We start from the raw sequence: 19,052 nt of genomic DNA, 5'->3' as shown, positions 1-19,052 counted from the left end.
CGATGGCCCTGCAACTGAGTTTCGCCGAAGCCAGCGCCACCGGGCCGCGCGCAGAGAATCAGGACGCTTTGCGCTCGGTCACGCCGGCTCCGGCGCTGGCGGCGAGCAAGGGTTGTCTGTTCGCCATCGCTGACGGCGTCAGCCAGTGTGCCGACGGCGGACTGGCTGCGCAGTCGACCCTGCAGGCCCTGGCGCTGGACTACTACGCCACCCCGGAAACCTGGGGCGTGGCGCAGGCGCTGGATCGTCTGCTGATCGCACAAAATCGCTGGCTGCAGGCCAATGGCGGTGGCCAACCGCTGCTCACCACGGTGAGCGCCTTGGTCATGCGCGGGCGGCGTTTTACCCTCGCCCATGTGGGTGATTGCCGGGTTTATCGCTGGCACGCCGACAGCTTGCAGCGGATCAGCGAAGACCACGTCTGGGAGCAACAGGGCATGCAGCATGTGCTCAAGCGTGCGCTGGGTCTGGATCAGCATCTGGTGCTGGATTTTCTCGACGGCGAACTGCGCGAGGGCGAGTGTTTCGTACTGCTCAGCGACGGCGTCTGGTCGACGCTGGGGGACACTGCAATTGCGGCGATTCTGCGTGATCAACCGGGTCTCGACAGCGCAGCAGACACCTTGGTGAATGCCGCGCATCGGGCTGGCAGCCAGGACAATGCCAGTGCTTTGCTGGTGCGCGTCGATGCGCTCGGTGAGGCCAACATTGGCGATGCCCTGATTCATTTGCAGCAATGGCCATTGCCGCCGCCATTGAAACCCGGCCAGGCATTCGAAGGCTGGCAGATCCAAGGCGTCGCGGCACAGAGTCAGCAATCGCTGCTTTATCGAGTCGTCGACAGTCAGGGCCAGACATGGCTGCTGAAAACCTTGCCGACGCGTCTGGAGGAGGATCCACAAGCCGCCCAAGCCTTGTTGTCGGAGGAATGGTTCCTCAAACGCGTGGCCGGGCGGCACTTTCCTGAAATCCATGGCTGCCTGCAGCGTCAGCATTTGTACTACGTGATGCGGGAATATTCAGGGCAGACGCTGGCGCAATTGTTTCAACAATCCGGCCCATTGCCTTTAGCGCAGTGGCAGGAAATCGCCGAGCGCCTGCTACGCGCGGTCGGTCTGCTGCACCGGCGGCAGATTTTTCACCGTGACATCAAACCGGACAACCTGCACTTGGGCAATGACGGTGAATTGCGCCTGCTGGATTTTGGTCTGGCGTATTGTCCCGGCCTCTCCGAGGACGCGCCTGCGACGCTGCCCGGAACGCCGAGCTACCTCGCGCCGGAAAGTTTTGGCGGTGTGCCGCCAAGCGCACAGCAGGATTTGTATGCGCTCGGTGTGACCCTGTACTTCCTGCTGACGGGGCATTTCCCTTATGGCGAGATCGAAGCGTTTCAGCGGCCACGATTCGGCGTGCCGGTGAGCGCCGGTCGTTATCGGCCTGATGTGCCGCACTGGCTGGCGCACAGTCTGGAGCGAGGGATTGCTGCTGATCCGCAGCAACGTTTTGAAACGGCGGAAGAATGGCTGCTGGTGCTGGAAAAGGGTGAGCGTCGGAGTCTGAGTGTGCGGCCCCGACCGTTGCTGGAACGCGAGCCGCTGAAGGTCTGGCGGACGATGGCATTGGTGGCATTGCTCGGAAATCTGGTTCTGCTGTTTTTGTTGTTTCACCGTTGAACCGCGTCGCACCATTCACGAGCAATCCGCATCGATTCGGTGCAAAAAATCATCTTTAAAATCAGGTAATCCCCCAATGAAACCGGGACTACTCCCACTTGGCACAACCACTGCATTAACTCCTTCAGCACACACATAAAGCCCAACCTTCAACGACGAAGGCTGCGCTTCCCGAGAGAACGGGACCAGGACAAAGGCGTCCTCGCTAGGCAACTAGCGGGACGCCTTTTTTTGTTGCGCAAAATTTGTCGAGCAAGGCCTGACTGCCCACAAGAGGCCAGCCGCAGCTCCCCGGAGAACCTGATGAAAAAACTCAAACTGGTGATGATCGGCAATGGCATGGCTGGTGTCCGCACGCTCGAAGAACTGCTCAAGCTGAGCAACGAGCTGTACGACATCACGGTCTTCGGTGCCGAACCGCACACCAACTACAACCGCATCCTGCTGTCGCCAGTGCTGGCCGGCGAGCAGACCTTCGAAGAGATCGTCCTCAACGATCTGGACTGGTACCTGGAAAACGGCATCAAACTGCTGCTCAACCGCAAAGTAGTGGAGATCGACCGGGTCAAACGCCGGGTGATCGCCGAGGACGGCACCGAGGCCGAATACGATCGCCTGCTGATTGCCACCGGTTCGACGCCGTTCATCTTGCCGATCCCCGGCAACACCCTGCACGGCGTGATCGGCTACCGCGACATCGCCGACACCCAGGCGATGATCGACACGGCGAAAACCCACAAGCACGCCGTGGTGATCGGCGGCGGCCTGCTCGGCCTCGAAGCCGCCAACGGTCTGATGCTGCGCGGCATGCACGTCACCGTCGTGCACATCGGCGAATGGCTGCTGGAGCGGCAACTGGACAAGACTAGCGGCCAGCTTCTGCAAACCGCCCTCGAATCCCGTGGCTTACACTTTCGCCTGTGCGAACAGACCCAGGCCCTGCACGACGCCGGCAATGGTCGGGTCGGCTCGGTGCAATTCAAGAACGGCGACATCATTCCTGCCGATCTGGTGGTTATGGCCGCGGGCATTCGCCCCAACACCGAACTGGCGGAAAAGGCTGGCATCCCGTGCAATCGCGGGATTCTGGTCAACGACACACTGCAAACCTACGACCCGCGCATCTACGCCATCGGCGAATGCGCCAGTCATCGCGGCATTGCCTATGGTCTGGTCGCGCCACTGTTCGAACAGGCCAAGGTTTGCGCCAATCACCTCGCTCAACTCGGCTTCGCCCGCTATCAGGGATCGGTGACGTCGACCAAATTGAAAGTCACCGGCATCGACCTGTTTTCCGCTGGCGACTTCATGGGTGGTGAAGGCACCGAGACCATCACCCTCTCCGACCCGATCGGCGGGGTGTACAAAAAACTGGTGATCAAGGATGACGTGCTGGTCGGCGCCTGTCTGTACGGCGATACGGCGGATGGCGGTTGGTATTTCCGACAGATTCGTGAGAATCACGACATTCGGCAGATCCGCGATCACCTCATGTTCGGCGGCTCTTCTTCTATGGAGCATGCACTCGGCGATGTAGGACATCAGGGTCAGGACAAAGCCATGAGCATGGCCGACACCGCCGAAGTCTGCGGGTGCAACGGTGTGTGCAAAGGCACCATCGTCAAAGCGATTCAGGAACACGGCCTGTTCAGCGTCGATGAAGTGAAGAAACACACCAAGGCGGCCAGCTCATGCGGCTCCTGCGCCGGTCTGGTCGAGCAGATCCTGATCAACACCGTCGGCGGCGCGGCGGACGTCAAACCGAAAAGCGAAAAAGCCATCTGTGGCTGCAGCGACCTCAACCACGGCCAGATCCGCCAGGCCGTCCGCGAGCAGCATCTGCTGACCATCGCCGACACCATGAGCTACCTCAACTGGCGCACCCCGAACGGCTGCGCCACCTGCCGCCCGGCCCTCAACTACTACCTGATTTCCACCTGGCCCGGCGAAGCCAGGGACGATCCGCAATCGCGCCTGATCAACGAACGCGCCCACGCCAATATTCAGAAGGACGGCACTTATTCAGTGGTGCCACGGATGTGGGGCGGCGTGACCAACCCGTCGGAATTGCGGCGGATCGCCGACGTGGCGGACAAATATCAGGTGCCGATGGTCAAGGTCACCGGCGGCCAGCGCATCGACTTGCTGGGGATCAAGAAACAGGACCTGCCCGGTGTGTGGAAAGACCTCGACATGCCGTCCGGTCACGCCTACGGCAAATCCATCCGCACCGTAAAAACCTGCGTCGGCAGCGAGTTCTGTCGCTTCGGCACACAGAACTCGACGCAACTGGGCATCGAGCTTGAGCACGACCTGTTCAACATGTGGTCGCCGCACAAAGTGAAACTCGCGGTCTCCGGATGCCCGCGCAACTGTTCGGAAGCGGGAATCAAGGACGTAGGAATCATCGGCGTCGACTCCGGCTGGGAGATGTACATCGGTGGCAACGGCGGGATCAAGACCGAGGTCGCCGAGTTCTTCGTCAAGCTGAAAACCGCCGAAGAAGTGCGCGAATACAACGGCGCTTTCCTGCAGCTCTATCGCGAAGAAGCCTTCTACCTCGAACGCACCGTGCACTACCTGCAACGGGTCGGCATGGAGCACATCAAGAAAGCCGTGCTCGAAGACCCCGAACGCCGCAAGGCCCTGAACGAGCGCCTGCAATTCTCTTTGTCGTTCGAACAAGACCCGTGGAAAGAGCGTCTGGCGCAGCCGCAATTAAAGAAAGAATTCGACGTGATCCCCGTAAAAAACCTGGAGGTGCCGGCATGAACTGGCTGGATATCTGTGCCCTGGAAGAGATCAATGCCCTCGGCTCGCGGATCATCGCCGGGCCGAAAGGTGACATTGCGATTTTTCGTACGAGCGACGATGAGGTTTTCGCCCTCGATGACCGCTGCCCGCACAAGGGCGGCCCGCTCTCCCAAGGTCTGATCTACGGCAAACGTGTGGCCTGCCCGCTGCACAACTGGCAGATCGACTTGCAATCGGGCGAAGCCCAGGCACCGGACGTCGGTTGCGCGCACCACCACCCGGCGCGGGTTGAGAACGGTCGGGTGCAGTTGGCCTTGCGGGAAGCCATCTGATGAACCGCCAGACGACCGCCTCGACCTGTTGCTACTGCGGCGTCGGCTGCGGCGTGCTGATCGAGCATGACGGCGAGCGGATCTCCGATGTCAGCGGCGATCCGGCGCACCCGGCCAACTTCGGCAAACTGTGCAGCAAAGGCTCGACCTTGCACCTGACCGGTGATCTTGCAGCCCGCGCGCTGTATCCGGAACTGCGTCTGGGCAAGGGGCTGGCGCGCAGCCGCACCGATTGGACTACCGCGCTGGAGCACGCCGCCAATGTGTTTGCTGACACCATCGCCGAACATGGCCCGGACAGCGTGGCGTTCTACATTTCCGGGCAGTTGCTGACCGAGGATTACTACGCCTTCAACAAACTGGCGCGGGCGCTGGTCGGCACCAACAACATCGACAGCAATTCACGGCTGTGCATGTCTTCAGCGGTGGTCGGCTACAAACGCAGCCTCGGCGCCGATGCACCGCCCTGCAGCTATGAAGATCTGGAACTCAGTGATTGCGTGATGATTGTCGGCAGCAACATGGCCTACGCTCACCCGGTGCTGTTTCGTCGGCTGGAGGAAGCAAAAACCCGCCGTCCACAGATGAAAGTCATCGTCATCGATCCGCGCCGTACCGATACCTGCGATCTGGCGGATCTGCATCTGGCGATTCTGCCGGGCACTGATGTCGCCTTGTTCCATGGGATTTTGCACCTGCTGTTGTGGGAAGACTGGGTCGACCGCGAATTCATCCAGGCACACACCGATGGGCTCGCCGAACTGAAAAACCTGGTACGCGATTACACTCCGCAGATGGTTTCCCAGCTGTGCGGGATCAGTGTCGAGCAACTGCAGCAGTGCGCCGAATGGGTCGGCACCGCGCCGAGTTTTCTGTCGCTGTGGTGCATGGGCCTGAACCAGTCCACCGCCGGCAGCGCGAAGAACAGCGCGCTGATCAATCTGCATCTGGCCACCGGGCAAATCGGCCGTCCGGGTGCAGGACCTTTCTCCCTGACCGGTCAGCCGAATGCCATGGGTGGTCGTGAAACCGGCAGCCTGTCCAATCTGTTACCCGGCCACCGCGAGGCCGCCAACCCTGAACATCGCGCCGAAGTGGCGGCTTATTGGGGCGTTGACCGGTTGCCGGAAAGCACCGGTCTCAGCGCCATCGAACTGTTCGATCAGGTGCGCAGCGGCAAGATCAAGGCGCTGTGGATTGCCTGCACCAACCCTGCGCAATCGATGCCTGATCAACATTCGGTGCGGGCAGCGCTGGAGGCTTGCCCGTTTGTGGTTCTGCAAGAAGCCTTTCGCACCACCGAAACTGCTGCGTTCGCCGACCTGCTGCTGCCCGCCGCCAGTTGGGGCGAGAAGGAAGGCTCTGTCACCAATTCCGAGCGGCGCATTTCTCACGTGCGCAAAGCCATTCTCCCACCCGGCGAGGCACGGGCGGATTGGGCCATCACGGTAGATTTCGCACAACGGCTGGAGAAACGTCTGCGCCCCGGTGAATCGAGCCTGTTCGGGTTCGATCAGCCTTCACAGTTGTTCGATGAATTCAAAGGGCTGACACGCGGGCGGGATCTGGATTTGTCCGGCATCAGTCATGCGCTGATTGACGAGATCGGACCGCAGCAATGGCCCTTCCCCGCCGGCGCCCGCGCAGGAACAGCACGGCTGTATGTGGACGGTGTTTTTCCTACGGCCAACGGTCGGGCGCACTTCATTAGCGACCCGTATCGCGCCGCCAGAGAACAGCGTGATGCGCGCTTCCCGTTGACCCTGATCACCGGTCGTTTGCGTGACCAATGGCACGGTATGAGCCGCACCGGCACCGCTGCGCAGCTGTTCGGGCATGTCAGCGAAGCGGTACTCAGTCTGCACCCGGATGAGTTGCGACGACACCGCTTGCAGGCCGGTGATCTGGTCAATCTCAAAAGTCGTCGGGGCGCAGTGATCGTCGCTGTCGGCAGCGATGACAGTGTGCGTCCGGGCCAGGCTTTTTTGCCGATGCACTGGGGCGACCGGTTTCTCAAGGGCGGCGTGAACAGCTTGACCCTGCCGGCCTTCGATCCACTGTCGAAACAACCGGAACTGAAGCACAGCGGTGTACGCCTGGAGCCGGTCAACCTGCCCTGGCAGCTTTTTGCATTGATCGAAGGAGATGTTCAGCAGCATTTCGAAAGGTTACGGCCGCTCTGCGAGGCATTTTCCTACGTGAGTCTCAGCCTTGTCGGACGTGAACGATCGGCATTGTTGATACGTGCAGCCAGCAGCGTGGCGCCCGAACCCGCGTTGCTGGGTGAAATTGACCACTGCCTGTCGTTGATCGACGGCCCGGTATTGGCCTATGACGATCCACGTCGGGCCATCGGTAAACGCGTACGTATTGAGAACGGTCGGATCACCGCGATTCGACTGGCCGGTGAAACCCTCGCTCAGCATTGGCTGCAAGGGTTGTGGCTCGAAGGTCGCGCCGACGAACAACTGCGCCGCTGGCTGCTGGCGCCGGTGAGCGCACCACCGGGCAGCGTCGCCGGAAAGGTCGCTGCGGATAAAACGCTGTGCAACTGCAAGAACGTCAGCCTTAACGCGATCAGTGCCGGCATTCGCCAAGGCTTGGATTTGCAGGGTTTGAAAAACACGCTGGGCTGCGGCACGCAATGCGGCTCGTGCGTCCCGGAGATTAAGCGCTTGCTGGCTGCCGAGCTGCAGCCGATCGCCGTCAACTGATGAGGAAAACAGCATGAATGCAAAAGTCTGGCTGGTGGGCGCTGGCCCCGGTGACCCGGAATTGTTGACCCTCAAAGCGGTACGCGCCTTGCGTGAGGCCGATGTCGTGCTGATCGATGACCTGGTCAACGACGCGGTGCTGGAACATTGCGCTGGCGCGCGAATCATTGCAGTGGGTAAACGTGGCGGCTGCCGATCCACCCCGCAGGCGTTTATTCACCGGCTGATGTTGCGATATGCCCGTCATGGAAAGTGTGTGGTGCGACTCAAGGGCGGCGATCCGTGCATTTTTGGTCGCGGTGGAGAAGAAGCGCAGTGGTTGCGTGAACGTGGGGTTGAGGTCGAGCTGGTCAACGGCATCACCGCAGGATTGGCGGGAGCGACGCAGTGCGATATTCCGCTGACGCTGCGCGGGGTCGCTCGCGGGGTGACGCTGGTGACGGCTCACACCCAGGACGACAGCCAGTTGAACTGGCAGGCGCTGGCACAGGGAGGCACGACACTGGTGATTTACATGGGTGTGGCCAAGCTGGGGGAGATTCGCGATCAGTTGCTGGCGGGCGGGATGGCAGCGGATACGCCAGTGGCGATGATCGAAAATGCGTCGTTGCCGGAGCAGCGGGAATGTCGGAGCGATCTGACAGCAATGAACGAGGACGCCTACAGATTTCAATTGAAGAGCCCGGCGATATTGGTGATCGGCGCGGTGGCGGTGTATGCGGAGCAAGCCAGCAAGACGCGTGTAGCCTCAATGTAGGATTCACCTGACCTTTTCAATGCTGGAAACTCAAATCGCAGACAAAGAAAAGCCCGGCCTGAGCCGGGCTTTTCTCGTAGCGGCAGCTAATTACTTAGCTTGAGCTTCAACCTGCGCTTCTACGCGACGGTTAACAGCACGGCCAGCTTCAGTTTTGTTGTCAGCAACCGGGCGGGATTCGCCGTAGCCAACAGACTGAACGCGGGACGATTCAACACCGTACTGGTTGGTCAGAACTTGCTTAACGGCGTTTGCACGACGCTCGGACAGTTTCTGGTTGTAAGCGTCAGGACCGACGGAGTCAGTGTGACCTTCAACAGTAGTGGTGGTCGATGGGTACTGCTTCATGAAGTCAGCCAGGTTCTTGATGTCGCCGTAGCTGTTTGGCTTCACAACCGACTTGTCGAAGTCGAACTTGACGTCCAGCTCAACACGAACAACTTCAGCAACTGCCGGGCAGCCGTCAGCGTCAACAGTTACGTTGGCTGGGGTGTCTGGGCACTTGTCAACGTTGTCGCAAACGCCATCGTTGTCGCTGTCGGAGCAGACTTCAGCTGGTGCTGGAACTGGAGCAGCAGCAGGCTTGGAGCCGCCACCGAAGTTCACACCGATACCGACGCTAGGAGCCCACTCGGTGTCGCCCTGGTCGATGTTGTACTGAGCTTCAACGCCGGCACGGGCGTAGAAGTTTTCGGTGAAGTACAGTTTTGCACCAGCGCCAACGTTGGCGAAGGTGGAGCGGTCACGACCGCTGGAACCGTTCTGACCGATGCTCTGATCGGAGAAACCAGCCGAAACGTATGGACGAACCATGTCGCCTGGGTTGTTGAAGTGGTACAGAGCGTCCAGAGCGGTGTTGGCGCCCTTGATGTTACGGCCGTCGTCGGAACGCACGTTGTGCACTTCGTCGTAGCCCAGACGCAGTTCAACGTCGTCGGTCAGGAAGTAACCAACCGAACCACCGAACAGGTTGCCGTTGTTTTTGAAGTTACGAGCGCTGTCGAATTGTTCTTTCTTTGCGAAGCCTTCGATTTCAACTGCGCCTTGGCCTTGTGCCAGAGCGCCGAACGAAGTGGCGGCAATCAGAGAACCAATGGCCAAGCCCAAGGTGTTTTTCAGTTTCATCCGTTAAATCCCCATCTGGTGATTGTGAAGCAGTCCCGCAAACCGGGGGACAACTCGGCGGCAAGTCTATCAGAACTTGCCTACACGTAAGAGATATTTGCGCCGAACTAAGTTTCAGCAATGCCTGCAAATTTCTCACGCAATTTATCTAGAGCACGTTTGTAACGCATTTTTGTCGCACTCAAACCCATGTGCATGATGTCTGCGATCTCTTGAAATTCCAGCTCTGCGACAAATCGTAGCACCAGAATTTCGCGGTCAATCGGGTTCACATACACCAGCCAGCGATCAAGCCCGCCCTTCTCCTCGGGTTTGGGCGCCTTTTCTTCGGACGCTTCCTCGAGGGGGTCAAGACTCAATGCGTCCATCAAGCGACGCTTTCGCCGTTCTTTCCGATACTGCGTAATACATTCGTTGTACGTGATGCTGTAGAGCCACGTTTTGAACTTCGATTTCCCCTCGAAGTTCTTCAGGCCATACAGCACCTTCAACATGACTTCCTGACAGACATCGTCTGCATCGCGATCGTTCCCAAGATATCTCGCGCAGACGTTAAATAATGTTCGCTGGTAACGCCGCATCAACTCTTCATAGGCGCGCGTCACGTGAAACAGCTCGGTATGCGAGCGCGCGACCAACTCCTCATCAGAGAGCTCGCGGGGGTCGTAGCGCGTGGATAGCGTATGGGCTTTATTCAAAACAAGTCGTGCCGACAGTCAGGTCAATGTCCACCGCAACCAGCATCAGCTGGCGTTTTGCGGCGGCATACATTAGCAGGGTTTGCCGGATTAGCGGCTACTCACATGCTGTTCCAGCAGGATCCGATTGGAGAGAGAGACTAGCTCACCCTCATCGGTCAGCAATGTGGTTTTAACCGTGCCGATCTCTTCGATCTGGCCTTCGACCTCGCCAACACGCACTTGTTGCCCAACCTGATACAACTCACGCACATAGATTCCCGCAAGAATCTGACCGGCAATTTCCCGGCTTCCCAGACCCATGGCCAGCGCAACCGCCAGACCAACGGTAATCAAAACAATGACGATCACATGGTTCAGCAGGTCAGTCTTGACCTCAAGCTGACTGATCGCGACCGAGATGCTGATGATGATCACCAGCCCCTGAGCAATTCGCCCCAATCCGGAAGCGTAGTCCAGGCCTACGCCTTCTGCCGCCCCGCGCACCAGCCCATTGGCCAGTTGCGCGAGCAAAACCCCCACTAGCAAGACCAGCGCGGCGCCGAAGACTTTCGGCAAATACAACGCCAGCATATCGAGCGTAGCTGAAACTCGCTCAAGGCCAAGGGATTCTGCTGCAGAAACCAGAAAAATAAGCAGAACGAACCAGTAGACGATCTTGCCGATCAGTGTCGAGATCGGCACCTGCAGCCCCGCACGCGACATTAATTTGGTCAGCCCGGTACCGCCCATCAGGCGATCGAGACCCAGTTTGGCCAGCAGTTTGGACAGCAAGGTATCGAGCAACTTGGCCACGACGAAACCCAACAGCAGCACGACCAGTGCGCCGAACAGGTTCGGAATGAAATTCGCGACTTTGGTCCACAACGCAGTCATTGCAGTGACGAGGCTCTGAGTCCAGAGATCAAGTTCCATATTCAATCAGCCTTATCAGCAGTGCGAGCGGTAGGTTTACGAAGACGGGATACCGGCGAGACATGCGCCGATCCATTATTCAGGGCGATCATCAGCGCGGGCAACCAGCGGCCCAGCAGGCTGAACAGATCGCCGGCGCCGACCTGGCGGTTGGCGGTTTTGAGTACGCGGCCCAGACAGGCATCGTCGTCGCGGCTGGACGGCGAAGCGTTGAGCATGTCGCGCAAAGACTGTTCAAACGGATCGTGCATACGCACCTCTCGTGATGTCTGTGAAAGACGCGGGCCAATTTGGTCGGGTCACATACGGCATGGTCAGACCCAGCGCAAACGGCGGAACAACCACCATTGTCCGAGGGCCACCGACACCATCAGCAGGCACGCCACGAGGAAGCCATAAGGACTCCCGGACAGCGGAATGCCACCGACGTTGATGCCGAGCAGGCCGGTGAGAAAACTCATCGGCAGAAAAATCCCGGTGATGATCCCGAAGCGGTACATCGTGCGATTCATGCGCACGCTCAAACGCCGGTCTTCAGCCTCCAGGACAAGCCCCACGCGCTCTCGGGTCAATTCGAGTTCTTCAAGATAGCGCGTCAGGCTGTTGTTCAATTCGTTCCAGTAATCAGCATCGTCGTCGACGAACCACGGCATTTTGATCCGTGTCAGCTGACCGAAGATATCTCGCTGCGGAGCCAGAAAACGCTTCAGTCCGGCCGCCCTGCGCCGGATGTGCAAAATCGATCCGTGCTCCGGGGTATACCGTTCGTCGGCATCCATCTTTTCTTCTTCCTCGTCGGCGATTTCCGAGAGGCAAGTGACCAGATCCTGCACCTTGTTGGTGAGGAACTGCGCCAGATAAAGGATGAGTTCAGACGAGGTTTTCGGGCCTTGACCCTCCGCCAATTCAGCCAACAACTCATCGGTGGCGCGCAACGGACGCAGACGGAGAGAAATCACCCGCTGGGCGGAAGCGAAAATCCGCACCGAGACCATGTCTTCAGGTTCGGCACCCGGATTGAGATTGACCCCACGCAGGAACAGCAGCAGCTCGGAATCGGGCAGCGGCAACAGGCGCGGTCGGGTGTTTTCTTCCAGCAGCAGGTCGCAGGTGAATTCGTTGAGACCACTGGATTTGCGCAGCCAGGTCTGGGTTTGCGGATGACTGCGATCCCAATGCAGCCACAGGCTTTCATGGGCCTGTAGCTGCAATTCGTCGAGTTCAGTCCGGGCTATCGAACGCGCACCGCCTTTACCGTCCAGCACCAGGGCATGCACCAGCCCCCATTGCGCGTTTTCTTCCTCGAACATCCGCATCCCTTTGTCGAAAATCTTATTCAGGCATCTTCAGCGGGCTCGGCGAAACGATCACGCCGTTGTTGTCCGCATAAAGGTAGTGGCCCGGGTGGAACGTCACGCCGGCGAACGTCACAGGGACGTTGAGATCACCGATGCCACGCTTTTCAGTCTTCATCGGGTGGCTGGCCAATGCCTGCACGCCCAGATCAGTCTGGGCAATAACGTCCACGTCGCGGATGCAACCGTAGATCACCAGCCCTTCCCAACCGTTTTTAGCGGCTTTTTCGGCGATCATGTCGCCCAGCAACGCACGGCGCAGGGAACCGCCACCATCGACAACCAGCACCTTGCCGTTGCCCTTGAGTTCCGCTTGTTCCTTGACCAGCGAGTTGTCTTCGAAGCACTTGATGGTCACGATTTCGCCGCCAAACGAATCACGGCCGCCGAAATTGCTGAACATCGGTTCCAGCACCTGCACCAGCTCCGGATAAGCGTCGCACAGGTCAGGCGTAAGGTAATGGTTCATCGAAAAACTCCTGTAAAAAGGAAGACGATCAAGGATGACGCACTCTGAAGAGACGAGTTCCGGCAGTCGCTGTTTACCTTAGTCCATCCCATGGTCGCTGAACGAACCTGAACAAACCCTGAAACGTAATAGCTAAACAGCCACCAAATATGACCAGAACCGCACAATGCGTCATATCTTAGCCGCAAGACGACCCGAACGAAATGCCCTCTTCAGCGCCTGCGGCTTAGACTGCCGCAGCCAGATCTGGCTTCTCGCCCAGTAACGGCGTCTGCTGATCGTTCAGCCAACGCGCCACCAGCGGCCACACTTCAGTCTGCGCCGCTTTGCTCACCAACATTTCGACATGACCGAAATTATCGGCAAAACCGTGTTCGCGCCCCAGATTGATGAACTGCTTGTGTTCGGAACCGATCTGCTCGAACAGTTTGCGACAGGCCCAGGCCGGATCCTGATGATCCCCCGCCGCGCTCACCGCCAGTACCGGCACCTGCACCTCGGCAAGACCGGCCCACCAATCCTTGTCCTTGTCGCCAAATCGGCCGAACAGGCCGTACCAGCGCATGCTTTCGATGGCCAGACCGATCGGCTCGTCTTCAGGGCCGCGCTTGAGACGTGAACCGGACAACTGCGCAAAACGCTTGAGAATGAAGCGCCCGCTCCACTCCACCGGCGGGATTTTCAGCGGCCAGTAAGTACGGCTGACTTGTGTGCCGAAAAACGCTGCCGAGGCCACTGCCGGCTCGCCCAGGTATTCGCCACCCAACGCGGCGGCCAACGTGATGCCGCCCAGCGAATGGCCAATCCAGTGCGGCACCTGCCCGCTCTGCTCACGCACGAATGCGGCAATCGCCGGCAAATCGTAGCGAGCGTAGTCGGCAACGCGATTGCGCCGGTATTCCTCGTTGCGTTGCGACAAGCCGTGGCCGCGCATCTCCGGAATCCACACGTCGAAACCCAATCGCGTCAGGTAGGCGCCAAGCCCCAGACCTTTGGGTGAAAACCAGAAGCGCCGATTGGAAAAACTGCCGTGCAGCAAAATCACCGGCACGCCACGGGCCGCCGGCTCATCTGCCAGCCCCAGTCGGGTGACGGCGATTTCCACAGACCAGTCAGGGCTGTTGCCGGGTTTCAAACGATAAACGTCTTCGCTCAGATCGCCGCGCCGTTCGGCGCTGATCAGGGCGACAGGAAATAGGTTGCTGCTGCTTTGCATAATGCTCTTGCACAAAAAAGGGCGGCATCTACAGGAGCCCGCCCTACTTCAATCTCAAAGCCCCGACCCGGATAACAGGCCGAGGCTTCATTCACGGCTTACTGCGCCGTTTGGCCTTCCGCCAGGAAGAACCAGGTTTCCAGCACGGTGTCCGGGTTCAGCGACACGCTTTCGATGCCCTGTTCCATCAGCCACTTGGCGAGATCCGGGTGGTCCGAAGGGCCCTGACCGCAGATACCGATGTACTTGCCGGCCTTGTTGCACGCGGAAATCGCGTTGGCCAACAGCTTCTTGACCGCCGGATTACGCTCGTCGAACAGGTGCGCGATGATACCGGAATCACGATCCAGACCCAGAGTCAGCTGAGTCAGGTCGTTGGAACCGATCGAGAAACCGTCGAAGAATTCGAGGAATTCTTCGGCCAGAATCGCGTTGGATGGCAGTTCGCACATCATGATCACGCGAAGGCCGTTTTCGCCGCGCTTCAAACCGTTTTCGGCGAGCAGATCGACTACCTGGCTAGCTTCGCCGAGGGTCCGCACGAACGGCACCATGATTTCGACGTTGGTCAGGCCCATCTCGTTGCGCACACGTTTCAGCGCACGGCATTCGAGTTCGAAGCAATCACGGAACGATTCGCTGATGTAACGCGAAGCGCCACGGAAGCCCAGCATAGGGTTTTCTTCTTCTGGCTCGTACAGCTTGCCGCCGATCAGGTTGGCGTATTCGTTGGACTTGAAGTCCGACAGACGCACGATGACTTTCTTCGGTGCGAACGCAGCCGCCAGGGTGCTGATGCCCTCGACCAGTTTCTCGACGTAGAAACCGACCGGATCGTCGTAACCGGCGATGCGTTTGTCGACGCTTTCCTTGATGTCCTGCGGCAGACCGTCGTAGTTCAACAGCGCTTTCGGGTGCACGCCGATCATGCGGTTGATGATGAATTCCAGACGGGCCAGACCCACACCTGCGTTCGGCAGTTGTGCGAAGTCAAAGGCGCGATCCGGGTTGCCGACGTTCATCATGATCTTGAACGGCAGTTCAGGCATGGCGTCGACGGAGTTTTTCTTGATGTCGAAGCCCAGTTCGCCTTCGAAGATGTAACCGGTGTCGCCCTCGGCGCAGGAAACGGTCACACCCTGGCCATCCTTCAGTAGTTGGGTGGCGTTGCCGCAACCGACGACTGCCGGAATACCCAGCTCACGGGCGATGATTGCCGCGTGGCAGGTACGGCCGCCACGGTTGGTGACGATGGCGCTGGCGCGCTTCATAACCGGTTCCCAGTCCGGGTCGGTCATGTCGGAGACCAGTACGTCGCCTGGCTGGACTTTGTCCATTTCCGACACGTCTTTGATGATGCGCACTTTGCCGGCGCCGATGCGCTGGCCGATGGCACGACCTTCCACCAGTACAGTGCCGGTTTCTTTCAGCAGGTAACGTTCCATGACGTTGGCCTGGGTGCGGCTCTTCACGGTTTCCGGACGGGCCTGCACGATGTACAGCTTGCCGTCGTCACCGTCCTTGGCCCATTCGATGTCCATCGGGCAGCCGTAGTGCTTCTCGATGATCATCGCTTGCTTGGCCAGTTCACTGACTTCGGCGTCGGTCAGGCAGAAACGTGCGCGCTCGGCCTTGTCGACATCGACAGTCTTGACCGAACGACCGGCCTTGGCCTCGTCGCCGTAGATCATCTTGATGGCTTTGCTGCCCAGGTTGCGACGCAGGATCGCCGGACGACCCGCTTCCAGCGTGCCTTTGTGCACGTAGAACTCATCCGGGTTGACCGCGCCTTGAACGACGGTTTCGCCCAAGCCGTAGGCGCCAGTAATAAACACCACGTCACGGAAGCCGGATTCGGTATCGAGGGTGAACATGACGCCGGCGGTGCCGGTTTCCGAACGCACCATGCGCTGCACGCCAGCCGACAGGGCGACCAGTTTGTGGTCGAAGCCCTGGTGCACGCGATAGGAAATCGCACGGTCGTTGAACAGCGAAGCGAATACTTCTTTGGCGGCGCGGATGACGTTTTCCACACCACGGATGTTCAGGAAGGTTTCCTGCTGACCGGCGAACGATGCGTCCGGCAAGTCTTCGGCGGTGGCGGAAGAACGCACGGCCACGGCCACTTCAGGATTGCCGGCCGACAGCGCGGCGAACGCGGTGCGGATCTCGGCATTCAGTTTTTCGGGGAATTCGGCTTCCATGATCCATTGACGGATCTGTGCGCCGGTCTTGGCCAGAGCGTTGACGTCGTCGACGTCGAGTGCGTCGAGCGCCTTGTGAATCTGGTCGTTGAGGCCGCTCAGTTCGAGGAAATCACGATAGGCCTGAGCCGTCGTGGCGAAGCCGCCGGGGACCGAAACACCGGCGCCTGCCAGGTTACTGATCATCTCGCCCAGGGATGCGTTCTTGCCCCCCACATGCTCAACATCGTGTTTGCCGAGCTTATCGAGGGAAACTACGTACTCTACCAAGGTGATCTCTCCACTAACTGTGTTGGAAAAGCTCAGAAACCGGCGGCCCGGGGGAGCCTTGGCCGGTTGTATGGCCTGGACCTGGAAAATAAGTGAGAATGCTGGCCATTGGCGGCCGGCAAATCGCGCCTATCATATCCAGAAATACTCATTAGCTTAAGGCCCAAGGTGCAAATGAAACGATCTGCTTTCTTTATCTCCGATGGCACCGGCATCACCGCCGAAACCCTGGGTCAAAGCCTTCTGGCGCAGTTCGAAAACATTACCTTCAGCAAATTCACGCGACCGTACATCGACAGCGTTGAAAAAGCGCGGGCCATGGTACAACAAATCAACAAAGCCGCTGAAACCGACGGCTTTCGTCCGATCATCTTCGACACCATCGTCAATCAGGACATTCGTGAGATTCTCGCAACGTCCAATGGTTTCATGATCGACATCTTCTCGACCTTCCTCGCCCCGCTCGAGCAGGAACTGACCGAGCATTCTTCCTACACCGTCGGCAAATCCCATTCGATCGGGCACAACTCCAATTACATGGAGCGCATCGAGGCGGTGAACTTCGCCCTCGACAACGACGACGGTGCGCGCACGCATTACTACGACAAGGCCGATCTCATCCTGGTGGGCGTGTCACGCTGCGGCAAGACCCCGACGTGCCTGTACATGGCGATGCAATTCGGCATTCGCGCGGCCAACTATCCGCTGACCGAAGACGACATGGAGCGCCTGCAACTGCCGGCCGCCCTGCGCGCGCATCAGCACAAGTTGTTCGGCCTGACCATCGACCCGGATCGTCTCACCGCGATCCGCAACGAGCGCAAGCCCAACAGCCGCTATTCGAGCTACGCCCAGTGCGAATTCGAAGTGCGCGAAGTGGAGAATCTGTTCCGCCGCGAGAACATTCCGAACATCAACTCCACGCATTTTTCGGTGGAAGAGATTTCCGCGAAGATCCTCGTGGAGAAAGGCGTGGAGCGGCGATTCAAATAGGATGGTGGCGGCTGATCTGGCGCCTTCGCGAGCAAGCCCGCTCCCACAGCTTGATCGAGTCTATCCCGTTGGAATGCGATCAAATACGGGAGCGTGGATTGCCCGCGAAGAACAGTTACACGGTCTCGGTCAGTGCCCGGTTTAAAGCTTCAAAGCCCCTCAGCAATAATTGATCATCCCCCACCGAATTACACACACTCACCCGAACAAACTGTGGCACCGCCGTATGCCCCACCGCAAACGCCTCAGCGGTGGCGACCAGATAGTTATTTTCCTTGAGCTCGGCAGCAATCTGCGACGCCCGCCACGCCGCCGGCACTTCCACCCAGAAATGCGGACTGTAGGTGTGCGTCTTGTAATTCAAGCCTTGCAAAGCGCCGGCCACCAACGCCTTGCGTCGACCAATCTCGCTGATCTGCTCGTCGAGCAAACGCCCGGCCATGCCGTTTTCGATCCACAGACTCGCCACCTCCATCGACAACGGATTGGCCATCCAGCACGTCCCGCGAATCGCCGAACCGATGCGCCCGATCAACGTCTGCGGCGCATGCAGATAACCCACGCGCAATCCCGCTGATACGGCCTTGCTCAGGCTGCCGATCAACACCGAACGCTCAGGCGCAAAGTAACTCAGCGGCAACGGGCGCTGCCGATCCAGCACGGCATGGGCTTCGTCTTCGAAGATCAACAGATTGTGCTGGCGGCCAATATGAGCAATCGCTTCACGCCGTTGAAGCGACATCACCGCCGCTGTCGGATTCTGAATGGTCGGCGTGCAATACAGCGCAGATACCCGATGCTGACGGCAGATGTCCTCGAGAGCCGACGGCAACAGGCCTTCGTCGTCCATCGCAGCGCCGATAAGTTTTATCCCGAGCTGACGTGCGACGCCGATCAATCCCGGGTAGGACAAATGCTCGGTCACCACTGTGTCGCCGGCCTTGAGCAATCCCATCATTGCGCACAACAAGCCATGCTGACCGCCGTTGACGCATAGCACCTGATCGGCGTGCGGCACGAAATTTTCATGGCGCAACCACACCGCGCCCGCCACCCGATGCCGCGCCAGCCCGCCCTCGCGGGTGTAGCCCGCCAACTGCTGCAATACGTGAGAATCACTGGCCAGGTCCTGCAGGCTTTGGCGCATGAACTCGGTTGCCTGCCCGGGAATCGGCTGATTCCGGCTCATGTCAAAGCAAGAGGGTGGTTCATCGCTGACATTGCGAAAGCCTTTGTCCCGCGGCCGCTCCATACCGCGCTGACGCACATAAGTGCCATCGCCTACACGGGCGACGACCATTCCCACGCGCTCCAGCTCGCCGTAGGCCCGACTGATGGTGCCGATGGTCACGCCGAGACTGTCGGCCAACAAACGATGCGGCGGCAGCTTGCAACCGGACTCGATCACACCGGCATTGATCGCTTTTTCGACCGCGTCCGCCAAGCGTTTGTACTTCACGCCCACGCCACTGGCCAGGCCGTCGCGAAGGATTGACACCATGGCAATACTTGGTTTGACAGTCATTGCTACCCCGAATAGCGTGCTGAAAACAGGTTCAATCATGGATAGACCTTTT

15 protein-coding genes are annotated in these 19,052 nt (G+C 59.1%); 6 read left to right on the top strand and 9 right to left on the bottom strand.

Going from position 1 to position 19,052, the window contains the following annotated elements:
• The first annotated feature begins 2 nt into the window (after positions 1-2).
• From F2P67_RS18565 to cobA, 5 genes are all read left to right on the top strand, one after another.
• Positions 3-1,673: a bifunctional protein-serine/threonine kinase/phosphatase gene (locus F2P67_RS18565; protein WP_166222315.1), complete on the top strand. Its 1,671-nt coding sequence runs from the start codon at positions 3-5 to the stop codon at positions 1,671-1,673.
• Between the two features lie 303 nt (positions 1,674-1,976).
• A complete protein-coding gene (gene nirB / locus F2P67_RS18560; RefSeq protein WP_166222314.1) occupies positions 1,977-4,445 on the top strand; it encodes a nitrite reductase large subunit NirB in 2,469 nt (822 codons plus the stop codon).
• Positions 4,442-4,759, top strand: a complete 318-nt coding sequence (gene nirD / locus F2P67_RS18555; protein ID WP_166222313.1) for a nitrite reductase small subunit NirD — start codon at positions 4,442-4,444, stop codon at positions 4,757-4,759. Before nirB ends, nirD begins: the two co-directional genes overlap by 4 nt.
• Positions 4,759-7,473: a nitrate reductase gene (locus F2P67_RS18550; RefSeq protein WP_166222312.1), complete on the top strand. Its 2,715-nt coding sequence runs from the start codon at positions 4,759-4,761 to the stop codon at positions 7,471-7,473. Before nirD ends, F2P67_RS18550 begins: the two co-directional genes overlap by 1 nt.
• Before the next feature lie 13 nt (positions 7,474-7,486).
• A complete protein-coding gene (gene cobA / locus F2P67_RS18545) occupies positions 7,487-8,230 on the top strand; it encodes a uroporphyrinogen-III C-methyltransferase (RefSeq protein WP_166222311.1) in 744 nt (247 codons plus the stop codon).
• A 90-nt stretch (positions 8,231-8,320) separates the two neighbouring features.
• Here cobA and F2P67_RS18540 read toward each other — a convergent pair whose 3' ends face one another.
• The 8 genes from F2P67_RS18540 to ppsA form a co-directional block, all read right to left on the bottom strand.
• On the bottom strand, positions 8,321-9,355 hold the full coding sequence (locus F2P67_RS18540) for an OmpA family protein (protein ID WP_166222310.1): 1,035 nt from the start codon (positions 9,353-9,355) through the stop codon (positions 8,321-8,323).
• 107 nt (positions 9,356-9,462) lie between these two features.
• Positions 9,463-10,053: an RNA polymerase sigma factor SigX gene (sigX, locus tag F2P67_RS18535; RefSeq protein WP_166222309.1), complete on the bottom strand. Its 591-nt coding sequence runs from the start codon at positions 10,051-10,053 to the stop codon at positions 9,463-9,465.
• A gap of 90 nt (positions 10,054-10,143) precedes the next feature.
• Positions 10,144-10,968: a mechanosensitive ion channel family protein gene (locus tag F2P67_RS18530; protein ID WP_007916401.1), complete on the bottom strand. Its 825-nt coding sequence runs from the start codon at positions 10,966-10,968 to the stop codon at positions 10,144-10,146.
• Positions 10,969-10,970: 2 nt separating this feature from the next.
• The gene (locus F2P67_RS18525; RefSeq protein WP_008076827.1) at positions 10,971-11,219 is read right to left on the bottom strand and encodes a hypothetical protein; all 249 of its coding nucleotides are present in this window, start codon (positions 11,217-11,219) and stop codon (positions 10,971-10,973) included.
• A 63-nt stretch (positions 11,220-11,282) separates the two neighbouring features.
• Positions 11,283-12,278, bottom strand: coding sequence for a zinc transporter ZntB (locus F2P67_RS18520; protein ID WP_166222308.1), 996 nt, complete (start codon positions 12,276-12,278; stop codon positions 11,283-11,285).
• A gap of 22 nt (positions 12,279-12,300) precedes the next feature.
• Complete coding sequence (gene rraA / locus F2P67_RS18515) at positions 12,301-12,792, bottom strand: ribonuclease E activity regulator RraA (RefSeq protein WP_166222307.1); 492 nt, start codon at positions 12,790-12,792, stop codon at positions 12,301-12,303.
• A gap of 226 nt (positions 12,793-13,018) precedes the next feature.
• Entirely contained in the window at positions 13,019-14,008 is a 990-nt protein-coding gene (locus F2P67_RS18510) for an alpha/beta fold hydrolase (protein WP_166222305.1), read from the bottom strand.
• A gap of 98 nt (positions 14,009-14,106) precedes the next feature.
• Positions 14,107-16,482, bottom strand: a complete 2,376-nt coding sequence (gene ppsA, locus F2P67_RS18505) for a phosphoenolpyruvate synthase (RefSeq protein ID WP_166222304.1) — start codon at positions 16,480-16,482, stop codon at positions 14,107-14,109.
• A 174-nt stretch (positions 16,483-16,656) separates the two neighbouring features.
• Between ppsA and ppsR the strand changes: the two genes are divergently transcribed.
• The gene (ppsR, locus tag F2P67_RS18500; RefSeq protein WP_007951980.1) at positions 16,657-17,475 is read left to right on the top strand and encodes a posphoenolpyruvate synthetase regulatory kinase/phosphorylase PpsR; all 819 of its coding nucleotides are present in this window, start codon (positions 16,657-16,659) and stop codon (positions 17,473-17,475) included.
• A gap of 115 nt (positions 17,476-17,590) precedes the next feature.
• Here ppsR and F2P67_RS18495 read toward each other — a convergent pair whose 3' ends face one another.
• Positions 17,591-19,000 (bottom strand): aminotransferase-like domain-containing protein, encoded by a 1,410-nt coding sequence (locus F2P67_RS18495; protein WP_166222302.1) that lies wholly within the window; start codon positions 18,998-19,000, stop codon positions 17,591-17,593.
• Between the last annotated feature and the right edge of the window lie 52 nt (positions 19,001-19,052).

This window comes from Pseudomonas atagonensis, assembly GCF_011369485.1.
In the GTDB taxonomy this organism is placed as follows: domain Bacteria; phylum Pseudomonadota; class Gammaproteobacteria; order Pseudomonadales; family Pseudomonadaceae; genus Aquipseudomonas; species Aquipseudomonas atagonensis.
Note: the sequence above shows the minus strand (reverse complement) of the source record. Positions and strands in the feature narration are given on the sequence as shown.